This window comes from Caballeronia sp. INDeC2 (assembly GCF_023631325.1).
GTDB lineage: Bacteria > Pseudomonadota > Gammaproteobacteria > Burkholderiales > Burkholderiaceae > Caballeronia.
Genome location: NZ_JALQDG010000033.1, coordinates 95,545 through 115,585, shown reverse-complemented (window position 1 = coordinate 115,585; position 20,041 = coordinate 95,545). Strand labels below are relative to the sequence as shown.

The window sequence follows — 20,041 nt, the reverse complement described above, 5'->3', positions numbered from 1 at the left end:
ATGTGAAAGAGGTTACAAAAGAAGGTAGTAACTTGTCAAGAGTTTTTTTAGCGGTTACGATGGGGTCATCGTAGAACACGTCTGGATTTGAAAAATGGACTACCGCCCGATACCGGCGATCTTCGTGGCCGACGCGCCCGGCCTCGATTTCCTCAACTCGATCGCGACGCCAGTCGATGAGCCCGTCGACTGGATCGGCGATGGCGAAGGCCTGCTGTCATGGCTTGAACAGGCGGAACTGGTGCCCGCCGATGTGCTCGCGCACATGCGTTCGCAAACCGCGCCGGCCGAATTGGACGAGGTCGCAGCGAAGGCGCGTGGCCTGCGCGAATGGTTTCGTGCGTTCGTGCGGAAGAGGAAGGGACGGTCGTTATCGGCGAAGGATTTGGCTGAACTCGAACCGCTGAATAGCGTGTTGCAGCGCGATGAGCAGCATCCGGTGATCGTCGCCGGTGCGAGTGCCGCAAGCGGTCTTGCGTTCGGCATGCGGCGCCGTTGGCCGAACGCCGAATCGCTGTTGATGCCGATCGTCGAAGCGCTCGCGAAGCTCGTCTGCGAAGAGGACTTTACTTATGTGAAGGCGTGCGAAGGCCCGAAATGCACGCTGCTTTTCGCGGATCACACGCGCGGGCATGCGCGGCGCTGGTGCAGCATGGCGATCTGCGGGAATCGGGCAAAGGTGGCCGCGCACCGGGCGCGGCTCAAGGAAGGAAAGGCTTGATCGACGTCGGAGCGCGTTATTTCGCGCTCTCGGCCCGCGATGCGCACATGCGCCACGATGACGCCGACTTCGCCACGTCGGCTACTTCGCGCCACCAACGCTCGCCGCGATGCGGCGCTTCGAGATCCAGCCGCTCGCCCATGCGCGGCGTCGTCACCGCCACGCCGCGCGCGAGCGCCAACCCCGTCACGCGCTCGAACGGCTCTTGCCACGGATGCATCGCGAGATCGAACGTGCCGTTGTGAATCGGAACGAGCCAGCGTCCGCGCAGATCGATATGCGCCTGCACCGTTTCCTCTGGCTGCATGTGGACGTACGGCCATTGCGCATCGTATGCGCCGGTCTCGATCAGCGTGACGTCGAAGGGTCCGAGGCGCTCGCCGATCGTTTCGAAGCCGTCGAAATAGCCGGTGTCGCCGCTGAAGAACACGCGCAGATCGTCGTCGACGATGACCCACGAGGCCCACAGCGTACTGTTGCCGTCGAAGAGACTGCGTCCTGAGAAATGCTGCGCGGGCGTCGCGGTGAACGACAGTCCGCCGATCCCCGCGCTTTGCCACCAGTCGAGCTGACGCACCTTCGATGCATCGATGCCCCATTCGATCAGCCGGTCGCCGACGCCGAGCGGTGTGAGAAAGACTTCGGTCGTCGCGGCGAGCGCGAGCACGGTTTCGCGGTCGAGATGATCGTAGTGATCGTGCGAGAGGAGCACGCCGCGCAAGGGCGGGAGATCATCGAGCGCGATCGGCGGCGCATGAAAGCGCTTCGGGCCCATGCGTTTGAACGGCGACGCGCGTTCGCCGAAAACCGGGTCTGTCAGCCAGTATTCACCGCGCAGTTTGAAGAGCATCGTCGAATGGCCGAGCCGATAAAGGCTGCGATCGGGCGCGGCATCGAGCTGCGCGCGCGTGAGCGTATCGACGATGGGCGCTTGCGTCGGCACGGTATTGCGCGGCTTGCTGAACAGCATGTTCCAGACGATGCGCAAGGTCTTGCCGATGCCTTCTTTCGGACGCGGCTTCACATTGCGAAAGCGCGCGCCGTCATGTTGCGGCGACGCGCTCGACAACGCGCGGCCACGTTCCGCGGCGGTAAGACCCAGGGCACGGCTGATGCGATCGGTGAACGAAGTCATAGGACATGACGGGACGCGAGCCCGAAGCGGAAAGTAGACTGTACAGTGTAGTTTAGTTTCGAGAAGAAAGTAAACCGGGCGGTGTAAAATGGAGGGATGGACTCGAGCGATATCAACGACACTCCCCAGCGGCTGACCGACCGCAAGCGCGCCGCGATCGTGAACGCGGCTGTGGCGGAGTTCATTGCGGCTGGCTACGACGCGACCAGCATGGACCGCATCGCCGCGCGCGCGGGCGTATCGAAGCGCACGGTCTACAACCACTTCGAGAGCAAGGAAGCGCTGTTCGCCGCGATTTTGCATCGCTTGTGGGATGCGAGCGAAATCGGCGACGCACCGGTCTATAGCGCCGATGAACCGCTGCGCGCGCAACTGCTCGCGTTGCTCACGCGTAAGCTGCGGCTCATGACCGACGAGGCTTTTCTATCGCTCGCACGCGTGGCGATCGCGGCGGGCATTCATTCGCCGGAACGCGCGCGCGACATGGTGGCGCGCATCGGCGAACGCGAGGAAGACGTGACGGCGTGGATCAGAAAAGCGGCCGCCGATGGCCGTCTCGCCGTCACCGATCCGATCTTCGCCGGGCAGCAGTTGCACGGCATCGTGAAGGGTTTCGCGTTCTGGCCTCAGGTCACGATGGGCCAGCCGCCGCTCTCGAAGCACGAGCAGAAGAAAGTAGCGGAAGCGTCCGCCGACATGTTTCTCGCCCGCTATGAACGCGCCGCGGCGAAGCGCTCATAGAACGTTTGCGACCGAACGTTCATGCGCAGAAGCGGATAGCGCCGGCAGCGCGGCCCTTTCGGGGCCCGATGCTTTCCGATAAGGCCGCCGCTGCCCGCAACGAGGTCGTCACCGGAGGCTGTTAAAATCCGGATACGTTTTCTACGGGCACGATGTGATGGGCTTCGAACAACTCGCCGGACTGAAAGAGCAACTCGCAAAACAGGCTGCAAGCAACGCAGCGAAGAAGAAGGCGGCGCACGCGCGGCGTCCTGCGCCGGCGGCTGCGTCGAAGCAGGCGAATCCGGCCAAGCCGGCAAAATCGGCTAATCCCGCGAATGCCGCGGCTCCATCGAAACCGGTGGATCCGGTCGTGCACACGATCGGAAAGCTGCAGAAGCGTTTTCCTCTCGCGTTTCCGAAAAATCCCGCGCCGAAGGTGCCGCTGAAGGTCGGCATTTTCGAGGATCTGATGAAGCACGCAGAAGAACTCAAACTCAACGAAAAAGAACTGCGCAGCGCGATCAAGGTCTGGTGCCGCGGCAATCGCTATTGGACCTGCCTCGTGCAGGGCGCGCCGCGGATCGATCTCACGGGCGACAAGGCCGGTGAAGTATCGCCGGCGGATGCGGAACGCGCCGTGTATCTGGAAACGAATCGCCTGGCGCGATCGGCTCCCGCGCCGAAGACCGCGGAAGCGGCCAAGTAACGCGACACCGCGCGGTCCGACTTTTTTGGATGATGCATCGGACGATTCGATGCATAGAACGAATAAAAAAGCGCGACGCCGCTGAGGCGTCGCGCTTTCATCATTCCAGCCGTCGATCAGAACTTGTGGCGCAGACCGACGCGCGTCACCAGCTGCGAATTCGCGCCCGCATTGCCGATGAACGACGACGACGAGCCGATCTCCGCCTGCACCGGCAGGCCGCGGTTGCTGCCCGACGCCTTCTGATACGCGCCGCTCAGATAGACATCGGTGCGCTTCGACAGCGCGTAATCCACCACGCCGTTGACCTGATGCCAGCGGCCGTCGAAGTTGCCGCTCAAATCGGAGAACGTATAGCCGATGCCCGCGCTCAATGCCGGCGTGAATGAGTACTTGCCGCCGATTTCGTAGTTGCTCAGCGTCGACGATCCGGTCGTGATCTGGTGGAACATCGTGTGCGTCCAGTTCGCCCAGATCACGGCGGCGGCGATCGAGTAACGCGCGCCGACGCCGAAGGTTTCGAGATCGTGCAGGCCGAGCGTGTTCACGTTGGCGATGCTCACGCTGAACGCCGGCGTCGCCGCGTTCGGATAGCGCAGCTTGGTATACGCCGCGCCGATGCCGAGCGGCCCTTGCGCGTAGTTCAAGCCGAAGCTGTACGCGCTCGACGAGCCTTGCACCGCGGTCGCGCCGGTTCCGGTCGTGGGCGAACCCGCGAAGTTCGTCGAGTTCGAGAAGCCGTACATTGCGCCGAACGTCAGGCCGTAGAAACTGGCGCTGCTGAACTTGACGGCGTTGTTGATGCGGCTCGACGTGAGCTGATCCAGATCGTTGATGTGATACGCGTAATTGCCCGCGGGCGTCTGGCTGCCCATCGTGTAGCCGCCGCCGAGATAGTCGGTCGAGAACGAGTATTGACGGCCGAACGTGAGCGAGCCGTATTCGTTCTTCGCAAGACCGACATACGCCTGACGGCCGAACAACGCGCCGCCTTGACCGAGCGTGCCGTCGCCGCTGTTGAAGCCGTTTTCGAGCACGAAGATCGCCTTGAGACCGCCGCCCAGATCTTCCGTGCCGCGCAGGCCCCAGCGGCTGCCTTGCGCGACGCCGTCGCCATACTTCACGACGCTGTCGTGGCCGCCGAGCACGGCGACCTTGTTCGCATACGTGATGCCGGCGTCGATGATCCCGTACAGCGTGACGCTGCTTTGCGCGTGCGCCGCGATGCCGAACATGCCCAATACCGCGGCCGCTACGATGTGCTTCTTCATTCTTCTTTTCCTTGGTGTTGTCCGCTCGACGCGGCCCGATTGCAAAACGGCGCGGCGCTTTTCGAAGCGCGAACGCGGCCATCCGGCTTCGCGAGACATCGCGAAGGTCGGTCGTGCGTGATGTTATTGACGCCGCTTCTTTCGACGGAAGCGGCAAGAGGTCCCACCGCGACGAAGCAGACAGAACGTCGCTTCTCGTTATAGCGATGCGAATATAACGCGTCGTCAGTAATTGGTAAATTTGCTTTACGACGTTTGTAGCATTTCGCCCACATTACGGTCATATGCGGACACGTCGCGCATGTCGTTACGTCCGCAACTAACTGTCTATGAATCACACCATCTTTATTCAGGCGCAAACATTGCACATCAAGGGGAAACGCAAAGGAGAAGCCATGCCCGAAAGCCGCCATCCGGACGCTTGCAGAATCGGCGTCGTTTTCATCGAAGCGCAATTGACGACGCTTTATGCCTACGCGAGCCTGCTGTCCGACTGGATCGAGCGCGGTGCGCCGCCGCCGGACTTTGCGAAGGCTCAGACATTACTCGCGCGCAAGCATTCGCATCCCGAAGCGCATACGCATAGCGAAGACGGCACGCCGACCAAAGGTTCGCCGCAGGAAGACGCGCTATCGTGGCCATCGTTCGACACTGCCGACAAGCGCATCGCGTTCGCGCTGATCGTTCCGTGCACGAATGCGATTCTCGCTGTCGCCGAATACTTCGATATTCGCCGGCTTTCCGCGTCGCGCGCGCCCGAAGTGCAATTCCTCATGCGTCTGCGCGATGCCGCCGTGAACGGCAACACCTTCAGCCTCGCCGCCGACGAATACAGACCGCACGCCGCTTATGCCGGGTTGATCGTCGATGACACGCTCGACGGCACGCTGCTTTTCAGCGATGGCGTGAGACCCGGCTTTATCGAATTCGGGGATACGGTCGGCTTGCTTCGCTATTTGACGAAGCTATTGAAGAGCATGCAATCGGCGATCAGTTCGGGCGATGCCGGATAACATCGCAATAACTTTTCAACGTGCCTCGCTCGCGGCGCGTTCCTGTCCGGGCGTCTTCGCAAAGCATTGCTTGTAGCATCGCCCGAGATGCGACGCGCTCGCGAACCCGCACTGCATCGCGACATCGAGTAAAGAAAGCGACGATTCGCGGATAAGCTTTTGCGCGGCCTTGAGCCGAAGCTCCAGATAAAACTGCGACGGCCGTACGTTGAAATGCTTGATCCACATACGCTCGAACGTGCGCGGTGAAATGCCTGCGAGCGATGCGATCGTCTTCATCGGAATGGGGCGCTCGATGTTCTGCTCCATCAGCGAGACCGCATGTACGATGCGGCGATCTTCCACGCCATAGCGCCATTGGATCGCCATCTTCTGGCTTTCCTGCGCGGTGCGCATGCGCGTGTGGATGAATTGATCGGCAACTTCCGCCGCCAGTTGATGCCCATGCTGACGCGCGATCAGATCGAGCATCATGTCGATGGCGGCGGTCCCGCCGCTGCATGTCATGCGATCGCCTTCGATGCAATAGAGATCGCGGCTTACGTCGAGCGTCGGAAATTCGTCGGCGAGTTCCTTGAGTGCTTCCCAGTGGATCGTGCAGCGGCGCTTGTCGAGCAATCCCGCGCGCGCGAGGATCATCGTGCCGAGACTGATGCCGCCGAGCGTCGATCCCTTCGCGGCATAGCGGCGCAGAAATTCGAAGACGCGCGCATTGCGATAGTTCGACACGCCGATGCTCGCGACGACGAACACATGACTCAATTCCGGCGATGAAGTGATCGCGAAGTCGGGCAACAGCGCGAAGCCCGAGCTCGACGAAACCGGCTCGCCGTCCGCGCTGATGAGGTGCCAGCTATAGAGCGCCTTGCCGCTCACGCGATTGGCCGCGCGCAATGGCTCGGTGACGGAGCTGAGCGCCATCATCGAGAAATGCGGGACGAGGAAGAAGCCCATGCGCTGCGTTTTCGTCTCTCCATCGACGATGGACGCGGGCGCGCGCGCAGCCTTGATCGAGCGTGTGGCCGGCGGGATGTCGTTCGCGTTCATGCGCTAGACGCGAATCGATCCGAGCACGAGATCGAGCAGGGGCGTCACGTCGTGAGCGTCGAGCATGTCGACGGTGCGCTCCAGTTCGCGCGCCATGTTCGCGCCGCATGCGGGCTCGGCGAAGGCGCGAAACTTGGCGCGGATCGTGTTTGCATCGAGCGGCAAGTCGGGATCGCCCAACGCTTGCGTCGCGCCGGAATCGAAACGCCTGCCATCCGTTAGTTCGATGTTCACTTCGGCGAAGCGCTCGCCAGGAAAACGCGATGTGTACTCCGCGCCTTCCTTGACGCGGATGATATGGCTCAGGCGAAGGACTTCCTGATCGCGAAGCGCATCGCCGTGAAGCGCGTCGAAGTTCACCGCGCCATGTTGCAACGCGACCGCAACGGGAAAGAGCAGACTGTATTGCGCCTCTTCGGTCGATGCCGGCGCGGCGTGCGCGAGCCGCGTCGCATGATGGAACGTGCGCACGTTCACCGCGCGAATCTGCTCGCTCGTGAAGCCGTGCTTCGACTTGAGCGCGAGCGCCGCATCGATGGCGGGATGCGCCCATCGGCAGACAGGTTGCGGTTTGAAGTATTGCTCCATGATGCGCCAGCGTTCGCTCAGATCGTTCCAAAGACTGCGGGTTTCGTCCTGTTCGATGGTCAGCGCGGGCGCGCCCGTGAAGCCGCGCTGCGCGAGAAACGCAGCGGAGAGGCCCGCCATGCAGCCCCAGCCGGAACCGTCCTTCACCATCGTCGGGTGATCGATGCAGCGCATCATCTGACTGCGTGGCCCGTGATACTCCGCGATGCCGAGCGCTTCGCGCGTTCGCCGCATATCGAGCGGCAGCACGCGCGCGGCGAGCGCCGCCGCAGCCAGGGCGTTCCATGCGCCCGACGTATGATAATCGCAGGCGCTCGCGTGCAACGCAATGCCCGCGCGCGTGCCGAGTTCATAGCCGAGCACGACGCATGCGAGGAACTCGCGGCCGCTCATGCCGGGCCGCATGTCGGCGAGCGCGAGCAGCGCGGGCAGTACGGTTACGCCGACATGGCCTTTGGTCTGCGCGTGACCGTCGTGGCCGTCGCAGCTATCGATGGTCATCGCGCCCGCGAGACCTGCGCCGATGGGGCTGGCGGCGCGTCCATCGAAAAGCATGCGCGAACGCAGCGCGCCGGGCGCGAAGAACTCGAAGGCGTGATCGCCCGCGATGCGCGACAGCTCGGTCTTTCGCCCCGCAAGCGCGACGCCGAGCAGGTCGAGCACGCATAGCTTGGCCTGTTCGATGACCCGCCCGGGCAGCACATCGAACGTCAGTTCATGAATGAACGCGATGGCGGATGTGCCCATCCATCAGTCTCCGGTATAGGAGGGCGCGCGGCGCTCGAACGTGGCGGCGATCGCTTCCCGATGATCCGCCGTGCGATGCGCAATGCCCTGAAACGCCGCCGACATCTCCAGCAGGCTCGGCAGGTCCATGCGTTGCCCTTCGCGCACGAGGCGCTTCGACATGCGCAGGATATCGGGCGCATTGCTCGCGATCTCGCGTGCGAGTGTGAGCGCCGTTTCCATCAACTCCGCATCGGGCACGACGCGCGATACGAGTCCCCAGGCCTCGGCGCGCTTCGCATCGATTGCCTTGCCGGTAAAGATCATTTCATTGGCGCGCGACAGGCCGATTGCCCGCGGCAACAGCCACGCGCCGCCATCGCCGGGAATGATGCCGACCTTCGCGAAACTCTCGGCAAACAAGGCGCTTTCGCCCGCGATGCGGATATCGCACATCAGCGCGAGATCGCAGCCGGCGCCGTGCGCGGGACCGTTGACGGCGGCGATGCACGGAACATCGAGTTCATGAAACGCGCGCGGAATGCGCTGAATGCCGCGCCGATAATTCTCGCGAATATGCGCCGACGTACCCGAAAACGTGCCGACTTCATCGCGCATGTGCTTGATGTTGCCGCCCGACGAGAACGCCGGACCCGCGCCCGTCAGCACGATCGCGCGCACGGACATGTCGCCTTGCGCACGCTCCAGGCATGCGATGATTGCATCGACGACTTCTTTTTCGGTGATGGCGTTGCGCGTTTCGGGGCGGTTCAACGTCATCGTGACGATATGGCCGTCCTGCTCGTACAGCACGGGGTCGCTCATTGCGGGACTCCTGAAAGCATGCTTTGATAAACGGCTCCGGCGAGTTCGTGACGCAGCACTTTGCCGCTCGGATTCAGCGGCAGCTTATCGACGAAGAAGACCTTCTTGGGCCGCTTGTAAGGCGCGAGATCGTCGCCGGATTTGCAGAACGCGACGACATCGTCTTCGGTCAGCGTCGACACGCTGCGCACGATAAAGGCGGTCACCGCTTGTCCCCACTTTTCGTCGGGTACTCCGATCACCGCGGCTTCCTGCACGCCGGGGCAGTGATACAGCACTTCCTCGATCTCGCGCGGATAGATGTTCTCGCCGCCCGACACGATCATGTCGTCGACGCGGCCTTGAAAGTGAAAATAACCCCCCTCGTCGATGCTGAAGAGATCGCCCGTATAAAGCCAACCGGATTTGAACTTCTTGTCGGTTTCGATGGGATTGTTCCAGTAGCCCGACGCAAGCTGCGGTCCCTTGACGATCAACTGGCCGACTTCACCCGCCGCAACGGTTTCATTCGGCGTCACGATGCGCTCGGGGTCATTGCGGATCACGCGACATGTGCTGATGAGCGTGGGCTTGCCGCACGAGCCGAGACAGGTGAGCGCATCGCGCGGATGCAGCAGCAGCGTGAGGCTCGCTTCGGTCATGCCATAGCCATTGAAGATGCTCGGGCAGAACTCGTCGATCACGCGCTGCATCGTCTTCGCGGGAATCGCCGCGCCGCCGGTGGTGATCATGCGCAGGCTGTGCGTATCGATCGACGCGAAATCCGGATGGAACAGCATGTCCTGAATCTGTGTGGGCACGGCGAAGAGCGTCGTGATGCCGTAATGCGCGATGGCCTTCAGCGTCGCGAGCGGTTCGTAGCGAGGCAGGATCACGTTATGCGCGCCGACCATCAGGTGCGGCACGAAATACGCCTGCATCCCGCCGACATGATAGAGCGGCGCGATATGCAAGGCCGAGTCCGTGCTCGTGAGGCTGTACTCCATCACGCAGTTCGTCGCGATGGACACGTCGTTGCCATGCGTATGTATTGCGCCCTTCGGCCGGCCCGTGGTGCCTGATGTATAGACGAGCGCGGAGATATCGTCGGGTTGGAGGTGCGGCAGCGGCGCATCGAATTGCTCCACGCGTGCGATCAGCGCTTCGAACGCGTGATGATGCGCGGGCATGTCGGCGCCATTATTCACGCAAACGTAGGTGCGCAGGTTCGGCAACGATTGCTCGATCTTCGCGACGACCGGCGACATCGAGTCGTCGTATATCAACGCGCGCGCGCCCGCATCGCGCAGTATGAACGCGGCTTCGTTGGCGGAGAGACGAAAGTTCATCGGCACCGCGATTACGCCGAGCAGTTGGCACGCCATGTAGGCGGTCGGTGTCGCGTCGGAGGTTTTTTGAAGAATCGCGACGCGGTCCATCTGGCGCACACCCAGATCGAAGAGCGCCTGCGCGAGACGCCGCACGCGCGCGCTCCACTGCGCATACGTGAGTGAAACGGCGCCGCAGGTCAGCGCGGGACGGTCCGGATATTTGGCGACCGTGTTTTCGAAAAGCGACGTGATCGTGAGCATGATGCGTGTTGCTCTCTAGAGAGTGATCCGGATGTCGGGAAGATCGCGTCCCGCGATCAGATACTTGGCGACTTCTGACGTGCCGCCGACGATGGTGAGCGCCCGCGCATCGCGATAGATCTGCTCGGCGCGGCCATATTCCTTCGTGATGCCGTCGCCGCCGAGAATCTGCACGGTCTCGTTGGCGCAATAGTTCGCTGTCTCGGTCGCGACGAGCTTGGCCATCGCGGCTTCCTTCATCAGCGCACGGCCGTCGGCGCCCGCGTCGTACATCTTCGTCGCGCGATAGGTAATCAGCTCCGATGCGTCGATGCGCCAGCTCATCTGCGCGATCTTGTCCCAGATGAGTTGCTTGCAGCCGAGCGCCTGACCAAAGGATTTGCGCGTTTGTGCGTGCGCGGTCGCAATGTCGAATGCGCTGCGTGCGACGCCGAGACCCGAGCCGCCGAGAATCGCGCGCTCGAAGTTGAACATGCCGCGCATGATGCGAAAGCCGCCGCCTTTTTCGCCGAGCAGATGATCGGCCGGCACGCGGCAATCGTCGAATCCGACTTCGCCCACGATGCAGCCGCGACGCCCCATGAACGTATAGTTGCGAGGGAAACTCATGCCTTTCGCGTTCTTTGGCACGGCGACAGCCGTCATGCCATCGCTCGTCAAGCCATAGACGATGTAGACATCCGCGACGGACGCATTCGAGATATACCGCTTGGAGCCGTTGATGACCCACTCGTTGCGCATCTCGTCGAAGTCGATGCGCGTCTCCATGCCCGCCGAATCGCTTCCGACGTTCGGCTCGGTCACGCAGATCGCGCCGATGGCCGTGCCTTCGAGAATCGGCGTGAGATAGGTGTCGCGCAGGCGCTCGCTCGCATGACGATGCAGCGGATACGCGCATGACAAAGCCGTCGCGATGGTCGTCTCGAACGCGTAGTTTATGTAGGACGCTTCTTCGGAAAGGATCGTCGCGTGCGTGAGGCCGGGGTGCGCGAGCTTGCCTTTGTACAGGTCGGGGAACATCAGCTTCAGATAGCCCGCCGCGCCGAGGGCGCGGACAACGTGCTTGACCGCATCCCAGCTCCGACGGTCTTCGATATCCGCGGCGCGCGGCAAAAGCTCGCGTTGCAGGAAGTCGCGGACTTCGGTGCGGAAGGCCCGGTCCGCATCGTCTAAAAGAAAATCGCGCATGATGTGCTTTATGTCGGTTCAGATTCGCTGCGCATAGATGCGCGCGTCGCGCACCGTCGGCAGAAGAAAGCGGGCGCGGCGGATCGCGTCGTAATCGAGCTCGCCCACGACGAGGCATTCCTCTTCGCCTTCCGCTTGTGCAATGGTCTTGCCGAAGGGATCGAGGATGCGCGAGCCGCCCCAGAAGGTCATCATTCCTTCCGTGCCGACGCGATTCGCCATGACGATCGGCACGCCGTACGTCAACGCATAGAAGCGCAGATTGATGTCCCATCCCGACGGGTTGTCGAAGCCTTCTCCGACGGCTTCGCGCGCGGAGCTGATCGGTGCGGCGAGCAGCGTGACGCCGTCGCACATGAGTCCGTGCACCACGGCCGGATTCCACAAGTCGTTGCAGATGGGCGTCGCGACGCGCCATGTGTCGTCGATCGGATAGCTCTCCGGCTTTCCGCCCGCGGCGAAGTACAAGCCGTCGCGCAGCTTGCCGTATGTCGCCAGCATCGTCTTTCGATGCACGTGAATCAGCTTGCCGTTCGCGACCGTCGCCTGGCTGTTGTAGAACTGCCCGCCTGGCGCTTCCTCGATGAAGCCGAACACCACGTGCATGTCCGAACTCGCTTCGGCGAGTTGGTGGATCGCGGGATCGTCGTGCTTCATCGCGAGACGCAATGCATCCTTGCCGCCGCTATGGCCGTGCAGCGAAAGCTCGGGAAAAACGAGCAGACGCACGCCGCGTTTCTTCGCATCGCCGATATGATCGATATGCCGCGCGAGATTCGCGTGCACGTCGCCGTATGCCGTATCGGTTTGCGCCGCGGCCACTTTGATCGTGGTCATGAGGTCGATCCTTTGTGTTTGCGCGGACGACGTTCAGATCAGCCCGGACTCTTTGAGGAACTGATTCGCGACATCGGAGAACGACTTCTTCTGCACGTCGACGCTCGCGTTCAGGCGGGCCATAGTGGGCGCGTCGAGCTTCGCGGACAGCGCATTGAGAAGCGGCCCGAGCGTGGGATTCGCATCGAGCGTCGCCTTGCGGACGACCGGCGTCAGCGCATACGACGGGAAGTAGCCCTTGTCGTCCTTAAGCAAGACGAAGTTGAACGCGGGCACGCGGCCGTCTGTTGCGAAGACGAGCGCCACATCCACCTGATGATCCTTGAGCGCCTGATACGTGAGACCCGTATCCATGCGTTTGACATCGCCCTGGCTGAACTCGAAACCGTATTGCTTCTGCAGCGGACGCAGGCCGTCAGGACGCGCATAGAACTCCGAGTTGCATGCAAACGTCAGTTCCTTGCCGCCCTTGATCGCCTTCGCGAGATCGCTCATCGTGACGATGCCGAGCTTCTTCGCTTCGTCCTGATTCATGGCGAACGCATACGTGTTGTTCGCCTTCGACGGATTCAGCCACACGAGGCCCTTGGCCGCATCGAGTTCCTTGACCTTCTTGTAGGTGTCCTCGGGCGAGAGGCGGTCATTGACCTTGTTGTAGGTGATGAGCGACGTGCCCGTGTATTCCCAGTACACATCGACTTGGCCGTTTTCCTGCGCCTGACGCAGCACGGCACTGCCCATGCCGTCTTTCTTGGTGACGGTGAAGCCCTTCGCTTCGAGATAGCGCGAGGTCATTTCGGCCATCAACTGCTGCTCGGTGAAGTTCTTGCCGCCGACCACCACCGACGCGGCGCTCGCGCAGACGCTTGCAAACATCGAAATAAGGATGCCGAACGATACGGCGAATAACGTTTTCATGGTCTCTCTCATCGTTGCGGAGTGGGTTGCGGAGTGGTTTGAGAAGTCAGGTTTGCGGATTCACGCCGCGCGACACCATCATGCGTTGCATCTGGCCGATGAACGCATCGGTCAATATCGCGAGCAGCGCCGTCGGAACGGCGCCCGCGAGCAGCATGCCGAAGTCGTTCAGATCGATGCCGGTGAAGATCAGTTCGCCGAGCCCGCCGCCGCCGATCAGAAACGCGAGCGGCGCCGTGCCGACCGTGATCGCCAATGCCGTGCGAATGCCCGCGAGGATCACATAGAGGGCGTTGGGAAGCTCGACGCGCCGGAGAATCTGCCACGGCGTCATGCCCATGCCGGTCGCGGCTTCAATCAGCGCGGGGGGCACCGCGCGCAAGCCTTCGTACGTGTTCAATGCGATGGGCAGCAGCGTCGCCACCCACAAGCCGAAGATCGCGGGCACGGCGCCGATGCCCATCACGCTCATCGCGAGTGCGAGCAGCGCGAGCTTCGGCACGGCCTGTCCCGCGTTGAGCGATTGCATCACGACGGCTGCGCCGCGTTTCTGCGAAGGACGGCTCAGATAGACGCCCGCCGGAATCGCGACGATGATCGCGAGCACGCCCGCCACGGCGACCATCATCATCATGTGCAGCCCTTGATAGACGATGTCGCTTCGATACTGGCCGATGCTCTCCCACCAGCTATCGGCATGCGCTTGCGTGCTCAGTGCGGCCAAGAGCGCGGCGGACAATACGCGTTTCATGCGTGCTCTCCCGCGGGCAGCTTCAGCATGTCGACGATGCGCTCCTGGCTCACATAGCCGACGAAGCGGCCGTCGTCATCGACAGTAGGCAGCCACGACGCGCCGTTCGCGAACATTGTCGATACGACGGTGCGAAGATCGTCCTTCTGACTCGCGGTGGCGCGAACGGGAAGCGCATGCGCCGCGGTGACCGGGCCTTCGACGTTCAGCAAGCGAGCGACCGTGAGACAGCCGTGCGGTTTGTCGGCGGCATCGACGAGGACGATCTGATCGACGCCGTGCTTCTCCATCATCGCCCGGGCGCGCGCGCTGTCCTCGCCGACGCGCACGAGGCATTCGCAGGCGGAAAGCGCATCGCGGGCGCGCAGCAGACGCAGACGCTTCAAGGCGCGATCCGTGCCGACGAAGCCCGCGATGAACGGCGTAGCAGGGCGCGCAAGAATGTTGTCCGGCGAATCGAATTGTTCGAGATGACCGTTGCGGAAGATCGCGATCTTGTCGGCCATCTTCACGGCTTCGTCGATGTCGTGGCTCACGAACATGATCGTCTTCTTCACCTGCTTCTGAATGCGCAGGAATTCGTCCTGAATCAGTTCGCGATTGATCGGATCGATAGCGCCGAACGGTTCATCCATCAACATGACGGGCGGATCGGTGGCGAGCGCGCGCGCCACGCCGACACGTTGCGCCTGTCCGCCCGACAGGTCCTTCGGATAGCGCGTGAGATAGGTCGCCGGATCGAGCGCGACGATCTCGAGCAACTCCGCCGCGCGGCGGCGCGCCTTCGCCTTGTCCCAGCCGAGCAGCGTCGGCACGACGCTGATGTTTTCCTCGACAGTCATGTTCGGAAAGAGCCCGATCTGCTGAATCACATAACCGATGCGGCGGCGCAAATCGACGACTTCGAACTCGTCCGTATCGCGCCCTTCGAGATAGATCTTGCCCGACGTGGGACGCACGAGACGATTGATCATCTTGAGCGTCGTGGTCTTGCCGCAGCCCGAGGGCCCGAGCAGCACGCAGATCTCGCCCGCGCCCACTTCCATGTTGATGCCGTCGACGACCGGGTTCGCCGCGCCGTCATATCGCTTTGTAAGGTTGGAGAGCTTGATCATGATTTATTGCGCGTGTCCGGTTTGTTTGCGGAAGCCCGTGATGGCGGTGAGGCGCAGCGCGAGGCGGGCGGCGCGCGAAGGTGCGCGTAGTCCCTTCGGCGTGAGCCAGCGCTGCACCCACGAGAGACCGATATCGGCGGCGATGGCGAGCACGCTGACCAGGATCGCGCCTGCGATCAACTGACGCGGATCCGACTGCGAGATGCCGCGGCTGATGAGCTTGCCGAGACCGCCCGCGCCGATATACGCCGCAATCGCCGCGATGCCCACGTTGATCACGACCGCCATGCGCACGCCGGCCATGATGATCGGCAGCGCGATGGGAATCTCGACCTTGCGCAGACGCTCGCCGGTCGTCATGCCCATGCCGCGCGCGGCTTCACGCAAGGCCGGATCGATGTTGGTGATCGCGGTGTAGGTGTTGCGCACGATCGGCAACTGCGAATAGAGGAAGAGCGCGATGACCGTCGGCAGAAAGCCGATGCCTTGGCCGATCACGGAAAGAATGGGGATCATGAGGCCGAACAGCGCGACCGAGGGAATCGTCATGATGATCGCCGCGACATACAGCACGATCTTCGCGAGGCGTTCGTTGATTGTGATCGCGATGCCGAGCGGAACGCCTGTCAGGATCGCGAGCCCGACGCCCACGCCGACGATCTCTATGTGCTCGCCGGTCATCCTGGCGATGCTCGCCAGGTTGTCCCAGATGAAGGCAAGGGTTTCCACTATGTCTCCTGAGCCCCTTCTTTGAAGAGCCGTATCTATGTTTGGGTTTTGCTTGGCCTAAACGATAGAGCGGAGTGGGGACACATGGCTACCATCGACCCGACATTGTTTGTCACGAAAACGCCATGGCGTGCGAGTGACTCTGTTTTGTACTTTCAAATCATATACATACGAAACTGCTTCGGCTGTACGGTCCGGTCACTGCAATACGGCGCGCGTCGAGCGCTTACGCGGCGCGCGGTTTGCTCATGTTCGATGACATCAACCTGTCATACGAAAATGGATCAATCGCTGAATTGCCTGAGGGAAAGAATCGCTAAGCAGATTGCTGAGCGCGAGGTGGCGCTCGCGTCCTTGCGCGACAGCGCGGATGCGGCAAGCACGACACACGATCGTGAGCGCATTCTTCTGACGCTTGCCGTGCTCGACGATGAACTCGCCGGCTGGAAGAAGATCGCTTTGCGCATCGAGCAGGCGGTCTTGCTGGAGCCGCGGAATCATCGCGCGATTCGCATGCCCGCGCTACGATAACTTCGCGTACTCGTCCTTCAATCCCGCAAATAAATGCGTGCGCATTCCGGTCAAGATGATCGGGATGCGCGCGTCTTTCATGGAGCTAACGCAATGTCCGCTTCCAAGAATAACAACGACACGCCCGTCTGGTTCATCACCGGCTGCTCGACCGGCTTTGGCCGCGAACTGGCCTGCGCCGTGATCGACAAGGGCTGGCGCGCAGTCGTCGCCGCGCGCGATCCGGCGAGCGTCACCGATATCGTCGAACGCGCTCGAGGCCGTGCAATCGCGGTGCGTCTCGACGTCACGCATGCCGATGAGATCAAGTCCGCAATCGACGATGCCTACGCCGCGTTCGATCATATCGACGTGCTCGTGAACAACGCGGGCTTCGGCTATCTATCGGCCGTCGAAGAAGGCGAGGATGAAGAAGTGCGCGCGATGTTCGAAGCGAACTTCTTCGGCGCGGCCGCGATGATCAGGGCCGTGCTGCCGAGCATGCGCGAGCGACGCTCGGGGCATGTCGTCAATATCACGTCGGTGGGAGGGCTCGTCGGCAATCCGGGCAGCGGTTATTACGCGGCGACCAAGTTCGCATTAGAGGGCCTGGGCGAAGCGCTTGCGCGCGAAACCGAAGGGCTCGGCATCAAGGTCACGGCGGTCGAGCCGGGTCCGTTCCGCACGGACTGGGCCGGCCGGTCGCTCAAGCAGACGCGCAAGCCGATCGACGATTACGCGCAGACGTCGGGCACCCGGCGCGCGGCCATCGCGGAGCGCAGCGGCAAGCAGCCGGGCGATCCGGCGCGCGCCGCGCAGGTCATCATCGAAGCGGTGACGTCGGCTGAGCCGCCGGGGCATCTCGTGCTCGGCGGTCCCGGACTCGAACTCGTGCGCGCCAAGCTGGCGAAGCTGAGCGCCGATATCGACGCGTGGCAAGCGCGCAGCGAGTGGACCGATCATCCGGGGCAATGATCATGAAGCGGCTTCGCGTGCAAGAAGAGCACATCGTCGCGCTCGTCGCCGCCGATGCCGCCGCGCTGCACGTCACGCCGCCGCATGTGCGCTTCGTCAAGCGGGGTGCCGGGCCTTGCTACGAAGCGTTGTTCAATCGCATCGAAGTCGATCGCGACACGCTGGCATTACCGGAGCCGTCGCTTGAAATCGTCGTTGCGCATGAAGTCGGGCACGCGACGCAACGCAGAACGATGCTGCTCGATTTCGCGTGGACGGTTCTTTCGGTGACGGCGCTGTTGTCGATACCATGCATCGTTTTCGCAACCTTGCCCGATGAAGAATTCTGGCGCGTGAGCGTGCCCGGACTCGGATTCGTGGCGGCGTACTTCGCGTGCGGAAGGCTCTGGCGCATTCGCGGTGCAAAACGCTCGGACGCCTTCGAACTCGATGCGGACGCGAAAGCCGCATCGCTTTGCGGCGCTGCATCCGCACTCGCGGCGCTCGAAGCGATGGCGACGCGCGGTCATATCGACAAGGCGCGACTCGATGCAATGCGCGCGCGTCTCGTTGCAAATGCGCGATAGATTCGCCGAGCCAAAAAAATGCACGGGCGTCCATAACGGACGCCCATGCATTTTTTATGAGCCGTGCCGCTTTATTGCGTCTGCGATGCAGGCGCCTGCGTCGACTTCTTGTGATGATGCTTCTGGCCTTTCTTGTGATACGCGGGCCGCGGCTTGTTGGCCGGATAGTCAGCCGCCGCGAACGACAGCGTCGGGGCTGCGAATGCCGCCAGCACCAGAAGCACGAGAGATTTCTTCAAGGACGTTTTCATTGGAGACTCGCTTGGAGGATGGCCTCAAAAGGGTAAAGCTGCGTTCATGCGACTGACAGACGGGCGGCAACCTCACGGTTTTCCGCTTCGGCGCCGCTGAGGCAACAGTATATTGCACAAAAAAGTGCAATTCATCAGTGGGGGTACATAACACTTTGACACAGCGGGATTTTTGTCGATTTGCACTGCTTCAATAGATGTGCATCGGCTGCCTGTGGTCCGCGACAAATGTCATCGACTGCATCTACTATCGTGCCTGTTCTCAACTCAGGGACGACCCAGTGAAAGAAGACGATATCCGCAGGCATGCCTTCGCCATGCCTGTGCACAATCCCGCTTACCCGCGTCCGCCGTTCCGCTTTCTCAATCGCGAGTACTTCATCATCTCTTACGAGACCGATCTCGACGCGTTGCGCGCCGTGGTCCCCGAGCCGCTCGAAGTCGATAACGGTCTCGTGCATTACGAATTCATTCGCATGCCGGATTCATCCGGCTTCGGCGATTACACGGAAAGCGGCCAGGTGATCTCCGTCATCGATCCGGACGGCAGGAAGGGCAGTTATACGCATGCGATGTATCTCGACGACGAAGGCCCGATCGCGGGCGGCCGCGAAATCTGGGGCTTTCCGAAGAAGCTCGCGGCGCCGCGTCTTTCCGTCGATGGCAAGGACACGCTGCTCGGCACGCTCGATTACGGCTCGCAGCGGATCGCGACGGGCACGATGGGCTACAAGTATCGTCCGCTCGATCTGGAAGCCGAGCGCAGCAAGCTCGCCGATACGCCGAACTATCTGCTGAAGGTGCTGCCGCATGTCGATGGCACCGCGCGCGTGTGCGAACTGGTCCGCTTCTTTCTGCGCGACGTGAGCGTGCTCGGTGCATGGGAAGGCCCGGCCGCGCTGGAACTGCATGCACATGCGCTCGCGCCCGTCGCGGATCTGCCGGTGCGAAAGGTGGTCGGCGCGCGGCATGTGATCGCGAATCTCACGCTCGATATCGGCGAAGTCGCTTATGACTATCTCGCGCCGCCGGATGAACTCAGGCTCGCGGTCAATCAATAACTTCGAAATCACTTCGGTAAGGAACAAGCACATGGCACTGCAAGGAAAAGTCGCGCTCGTCACGGGCGCAGCGAGCGGCATCGGCGAACAGACGGCGCGCAAGCTCGCGGCGGACGGCGCGGCGGTCGTCATCGCCGATCTGAATCTCGCGAATGCGCAGAAGGTTGCGGACAGCATCGTCGATGCGGGCGGCAAGGCGATCGCCGTATCGATGGACGTGACGAGCGAGGACGCGGTGAACGCCGGCATCGAAGAGACGGTGGCGAAGCTGGGCGGCATCGACGTGCTGGTATCGAACGCGGGCATTCAGATCGTCGCGCCGATCGAAGAGTACGCGTATGCCGACTGGAAGAAGATGCTCGCGATCCATCTCGACGGCGCGTTCCTCACGACGAAGGCAGCGATCAAGCACATGTACGCATCGGGCAAGGGCGGCTCGATCATCTACATGGGATCGGTGCATTCGCATGAGGCATCGAAACTGAAGTCGGCGTATGTCACGGCGAAGCATGGCTTGCTGGGTCTTGCGCGCGTCGTCGCGAAGGAAGGCGGGCCGCGCGGCGTGCGCGCCAATGTCGTGTGTCCTGGTTTCGTGCGCACGCCGCTCGTCGAGAAACAGATTCCCGAGCAGGCGAAGGCGCTCGGCATTTCGGAAGACGACGTCGTGAAGAACGTGATGCTGAAGGAAACGGTCGATGGCGAATTCACGACCGTCGCCGATGTCGCGAATACGGTCGCGTTCCTTGCGGGCTTCGAATCGAATGCGCTGACGGGGCAATCGGTCGTCGTGAGCCACGGCTGGTTCATGCAATAA

22 protein-coding genes are annotated in these 20,041 nt (G+C 62.1%); 9 read left to right on the top strand and 13 right to left on the bottom strand.

Going from position 1 to position 20,041, the window contains the following annotated elements; translation table 11 throughout:
- The first annotated feature begins 94 nt into the window (after positions 1-94).
- Complete coding sequence (locus NCS28_RS22495) at positions 95-721, top strand: CGNR zinc finger domain-containing protein (RefSeq protein WP_250515987.1); 627 nt, start codon at positions 95-97, stop codon at positions 719-721.
- A gap of 16 nt (positions 722-737) precedes the next feature.
- On the opposite strand, the gene NCS28_RS22490 is transcribed toward NCS28_RS22495, so the two are convergent.
- On the bottom strand, positions 738-1,856 hold the full coding sequence (locus tag NCS28_RS22490) for an MBL fold metallo-hydrolase (RefSeq protein ID WP_250515986.1): 1,119 nt from the start codon (positions 1,854-1,856) through the stop codon (positions 738-740).
- A gap of 96 nt (positions 1,857-1,952) precedes the next feature.
- On the opposite strand from NCS28_RS22490, the gene NCS28_RS22485 reads away from it, so the two are divergent.
- Both NCS28_RS22485 and NCS28_RS22480 read left to right on the top strand, forming a co-directional pair.
- The gene (locus NCS28_RS22485; RefSeq protein WP_250515985.1) at positions 1,953-2,597 is read left to right on the top strand and encodes a TetR/AcrR family transcriptional regulator; all 645 of its coding nucleotides are present in this window, start codon (positions 1,953-1,955) and stop codon (positions 2,595-2,597) included.
- A 157-nt stretch (positions 2,598-2,754) separates the two neighbouring features.
- A complete protein-coding gene (locus tag NCS28_RS22480; RefSeq protein ID WP_250515984.1) occupies positions 2,755-3,285 on the top strand; it encodes a ProQ/FinO family protein in 531 nt (176 codons plus the stop codon).
- A gap of 116 nt (positions 3,286-3,401) precedes the next feature.
- On the opposite strand, the gene NCS28_RS22475 is transcribed toward NCS28_RS22480, so the two are convergent.
- Entirely contained in the window at positions 3,402-4,556 is a 1,155-nt protein-coding gene (locus NCS28_RS22475) for a porin (protein WP_250515983.1), read from the bottom strand.
- A 395-nt stretch (positions 4,557-4,951) separates the two neighbouring features.
- On the opposite strand from NCS28_RS22475, the gene NCS28_RS22470 reads away from it, so the two are divergent.
- Positions 4,952-5,569 (top strand): hypothetical protein, encoded by a 618-nt coding sequence (locus NCS28_RS22470; RefSeq protein ID WP_250515982.1) that lies wholly within the window; start codon positions 4,952-4,954, stop codon positions 5,567-5,569.
- Between the two features lie 15 nt (positions 5,570-5,584).
- Here the strand turns inward: NCS28_RS22470 and NCS28_RS22465 are convergent, their stop codons facing one another.
- From NCS28_RS22465 to NCS28_RS22420, 10 genes are read right to left on the bottom strand one after another with little or no spacing between them, the layout of a single operon-like run.
- The gene (locus NCS28_RS22465; protein WP_250515981.1) at positions 5,585-6,616 is read right to left on the bottom strand and encodes a GlxA family transcriptional regulator; all 1,032 of its coding nucleotides are present in this window, start codon (positions 6,614-6,616) and stop codon (positions 5,585-5,587) included.
- A gap of 3 nt (positions 6,617-6,619) precedes the next feature.
- A complete protein-coding gene (locus NCS28_RS22460) occupies positions 6,620-7,951 on the bottom strand; it encodes an MmgE/PrpD family protein (RefSeq protein ID WP_250515980.1) in 1,332 nt (443 codons plus the stop codon).
- 3 nt (positions 7,952-7,954) lie between these two features.
- Complete coding sequence (locus NCS28_RS22455) at positions 7,955-8,755, bottom strand: crotonase/enoyl-CoA hydratase family protein (protein ID WP_250515979.1); 801 nt, start codon at positions 8,753-8,755, stop codon at positions 7,955-7,957.
- A complete protein-coding gene (locus NCS28_RS22450) occupies positions 8,752-10,326 on the bottom strand; it encodes a class I adenylate-forming enzyme family protein (protein ID WP_250515978.1) in 1,575 nt (524 codons plus the stop codon). The genes NCS28_RS22455 and NCS28_RS22450 overlap by 4 nt, the downstream gene beginning before the upstream one ends.
- 15 nt (positions 10,327-10,341) lie before the next feature.
- Positions 10,342-11,514, bottom strand: coding sequence for an acyl-CoA dehydrogenase family protein (locus NCS28_RS22445; protein WP_250515977.1), 1,173 nt, complete (start codon positions 11,512-11,514; stop codon positions 10,342-10,344).
- Between the two features lie 18 nt (positions 11,515-11,532).
- Entirely contained in the window at positions 11,533-12,351 is an 819-nt protein-coding gene (locus NCS28_RS22440) for a nitrilase-related carbon-nitrogen hydrolase (protein ID WP_250515976.1), read from the bottom strand.
- A 33-nt stretch (positions 12,352-12,384) separates the two neighbouring features.
- Entirely contained in the window at positions 12,385-13,269 is an 885-nt protein-coding gene (locus NCS28_RS22435) for a glycine betaine ABC transporter substrate-binding protein (RefSeq protein WP_250515975.1), read from the bottom strand.
- A gap of 46 nt (positions 13,270-13,315) precedes the next feature.
- On the bottom strand, positions 13,316-14,020 hold the full coding sequence (locus NCS28_RS22430) for an ABC transporter permease (protein ID WP_250515974.1): 705 nt from the start codon (positions 14,018-14,020) through the stop codon (positions 13,316-13,318).
- On the bottom strand, positions 14,017-15,135 hold the full coding sequence (locus NCS28_RS22425) for an ABC transporter ATP-binding protein (protein ID WP_250515973.1): 1,119 nt from the start codon (positions 15,133-15,135) through the stop codon (positions 14,017-14,019). Before NCS28_RS22425 ends, NCS28_RS22430 begins: the two co-directional genes overlap by 4 nt.
- 3 nt (positions 15,136-15,138) lie before the next feature.
- Positions 15,139-15,864 carry an ABC transporter permease gene (locus NCS28_RS22420; protein ID WP_250515972.1) on the bottom strand — a complete coding sequence of 242 codons (726 nt, stop codon included), beginning with the start codon at positions 15,862-15,864 and terminating at the stop codon, positions 15,139-15,141.
- An 84-nt stretch (positions 15,865-15,948) separates the two neighbouring features.
- Between NCS28_RS22420 and NCS28_RS22415 the strand changes: the two genes are divergently transcribed.
- From NCS28_RS22415 to NCS28_RS22405, 3 genes are all read left to right on the top strand, one after another.
- Entirely contained in the window at positions 15,949-16,395 is a 447-nt protein-coding gene (locus NCS28_RS22415) for a hypothetical protein (RefSeq protein ID WP_250515971.1), read from the top strand.
- A 93-nt stretch (positions 16,396-16,488) separates the two neighbouring features.
- Positions 16,489-17,349 (top strand): oxidoreductase, encoded by an 861-nt coding sequence (locus NCS28_RS22410; protein ID WP_250515970.1) that lies wholly within the window; start codon positions 16,489-16,491, stop codon positions 17,347-17,349.
- A 2-nt stretch (positions 17,350-17,351) separates the two neighbouring features.
- Positions 17,352-17,915, top strand: coding sequence for a M48 family metalloprotease (locus tag NCS28_RS22405; RefSeq protein WP_250515969.1), 564 nt, complete (start codon positions 17,352-17,354; stop codon positions 17,913-17,915).
- A gap of 71 nt (positions 17,916-17,986) precedes the next feature.
- Here NCS28_RS22405 and NCS28_RS22400 read toward each other — a convergent pair whose 3' ends face one another.
- Positions 17,987-18,166, bottom strand: coding sequence for a hypothetical protein (locus NCS28_RS22400; protein WP_250515968.1), 180 nt, complete (start codon positions 18,164-18,166; stop codon positions 17,987-17,989).
- Between the two features lie 281 nt (positions 18,167-18,447).
- Here NCS28_RS22400 and NCS28_RS22395 point away from each other — a divergent pair, with 281 nt between their 5' ends.
- Together NCS28_RS22395 and NCS28_RS22390 are read left to right on the top strand one after the other, a co-directional pair.
- Positions 18,448-19,227, top strand: coding sequence for an acetoacetate decarboxylase (locus tag NCS28_RS22395; RefSeq protein ID WP_250515967.1), 780 nt, complete (start codon positions 18,448-18,450; stop codon positions 19,225-19,227).
- 31 nt (positions 19,228-19,258) lie between these two features.
- The gene (locus tag NCS28_RS22390; RefSeq protein ID WP_250515966.1) at positions 19,259-20,041 is read left to right on the top strand and encodes a 3-hydroxybutyrate dehydrogenase; all 783 of its coding nucleotides are present in this window, start codon (positions 19,259-19,261) and stop codon (positions 20,039-20,041) included.

Excerpts from the sequence above, each read along its gene's own strand:
- NCS28_RS22495 (WP_250515987.1), top strand. The coding sequence starts at position 95 with ATGGACTACCGCCCGATACCGGCGATCTTCGTGGCCGACGCGCCCGGC.
- NCS28_RS22490 (WP_250515986.1), bottom strand. The coding sequence starts at position 1,856 with ATGACTTCGTTCACCGATCGCATCAGCCGTGCCCTGGGTCTTACCGCC.
- NCS28_RS22485 (WP_250515985.1), top strand. The coding sequence starts at position 1,953 with ATGGACTCGAGCGATATCAACGACACTCCCCAGCGGCTGACCGACCGC.
- NCS28_RS22480 (WP_250515984.1), top strand. The coding sequence starts at position 2,755 with ATGGGCTTCGAACAACTCGCCGGACTGAAAGAGCAACTCGCAAAACAG.
- NCS28_RS22475 (WP_250515983.1), bottom strand. The coding sequence starts at position 4,556 with ATGAAGAAGCACATCGTAGCGGCCGCGGTATTGGGCATGTTCGGCATC.
- NCS28_RS22470 (WP_250515982.1), top strand. The coding sequence starts at position 4,952 with ATGCCCGAAAGCCGCCATCCGGACGCTTGCAGAATCGGCGTCGTTTTC.
- NCS28_RS22465 (WP_250515981.1), bottom strand. The coding sequence starts at position 6,616 with ATGAACGCGAACGACATCCCGCCGGCCACACGCTCGATCAAGGCTGCG.
- NCS28_RS22460 (WP_250515980.1), bottom strand. The coding sequence starts at position 7,951 with ATGGGCACATCCGCCATCGCGTTCATTCATGAACTGACGTTCGATGTG.
- NCS28_RS22455 (WP_250515979.1), bottom strand. The coding sequence starts at position 8,755 with ATGAGCGACCCCGTGCTGTACGAGCAGGACGGCCATATCGTCACGATG.
- NCS28_RS22450 (WP_250515978.1), bottom strand. The coding sequence starts at position 10,326 with ATGCTCACGATCACGTCGCTTTTCGAAAACACGGTCGCCAAATATCCG.
- NCS28_RS22445 (WP_250515977.1), bottom strand. The coding sequence starts at position 11,514 with ATGCGCGATTTTCTTTTAGACGATGCGGACCGGGCCTTCCGCACCGAA.
- NCS28_RS22440 (WP_250515976.1), bottom strand. The coding sequence starts at position 12,351 with ATGACCACGATCAAAGTGGCCGCGGCGCAAACCGATACGGCATACGGC.
- NCS28_RS22435 (WP_250515975.1), bottom strand. The coding sequence starts at position 13,269 with ATGAAAACGTTATTCGCCGTATCGTTCGGCATCCTTATTTCGATGTTT.
- NCS28_RS22430 (WP_250515974.1), bottom strand. The coding sequence starts at position 14,020 with ATGAAACGCGTATTGTCCGCCGCGCTCTTGGCCGCACTGAGCACGCAA.
- NCS28_RS22425 (WP_250515973.1), bottom strand. The coding sequence starts at position 15,135 with ATGATCAAGCTCTCCAACCTTACAAAGCGATATGACGGCGCGGCGAAC.
- NCS28_RS22415 (WP_250515971.1), top strand. The coding sequence starts at position 15,949 with ATGGCTACCATCGACCCGACATTGTTTGTCACGAAAACGCCATGGCGT.
- NCS28_RS22410 (WP_250515970.1), top strand. The coding sequence starts at position 16,489 with ATGTCCGCTTCCAAGAATAACAACGACACGCCCGTCTGGTTCATCACC.
- NCS28_RS22405 (WP_250515969.1), top strand. The coding sequence starts at position 17,352 with ATGAAGCGGCTTCGCGTGCAAGAAGAGCACATCGTCGCGCTCGTCGCC.
- NCS28_RS22400 (WP_250515968.1), bottom strand. The coding sequence starts at position 18,166 with ATGAAAACGTCCTTGAAGAAATCTCTCGTGCTTCTGGTGCTGGCGGCA.
- NCS28_RS22390 (WP_250515966.1), top strand. The coding sequence starts at position 19,259 with ATGGCACTGCAAGGAAAAGTCGCGCTCGTCACGGGCGCAGCGAGCGGC.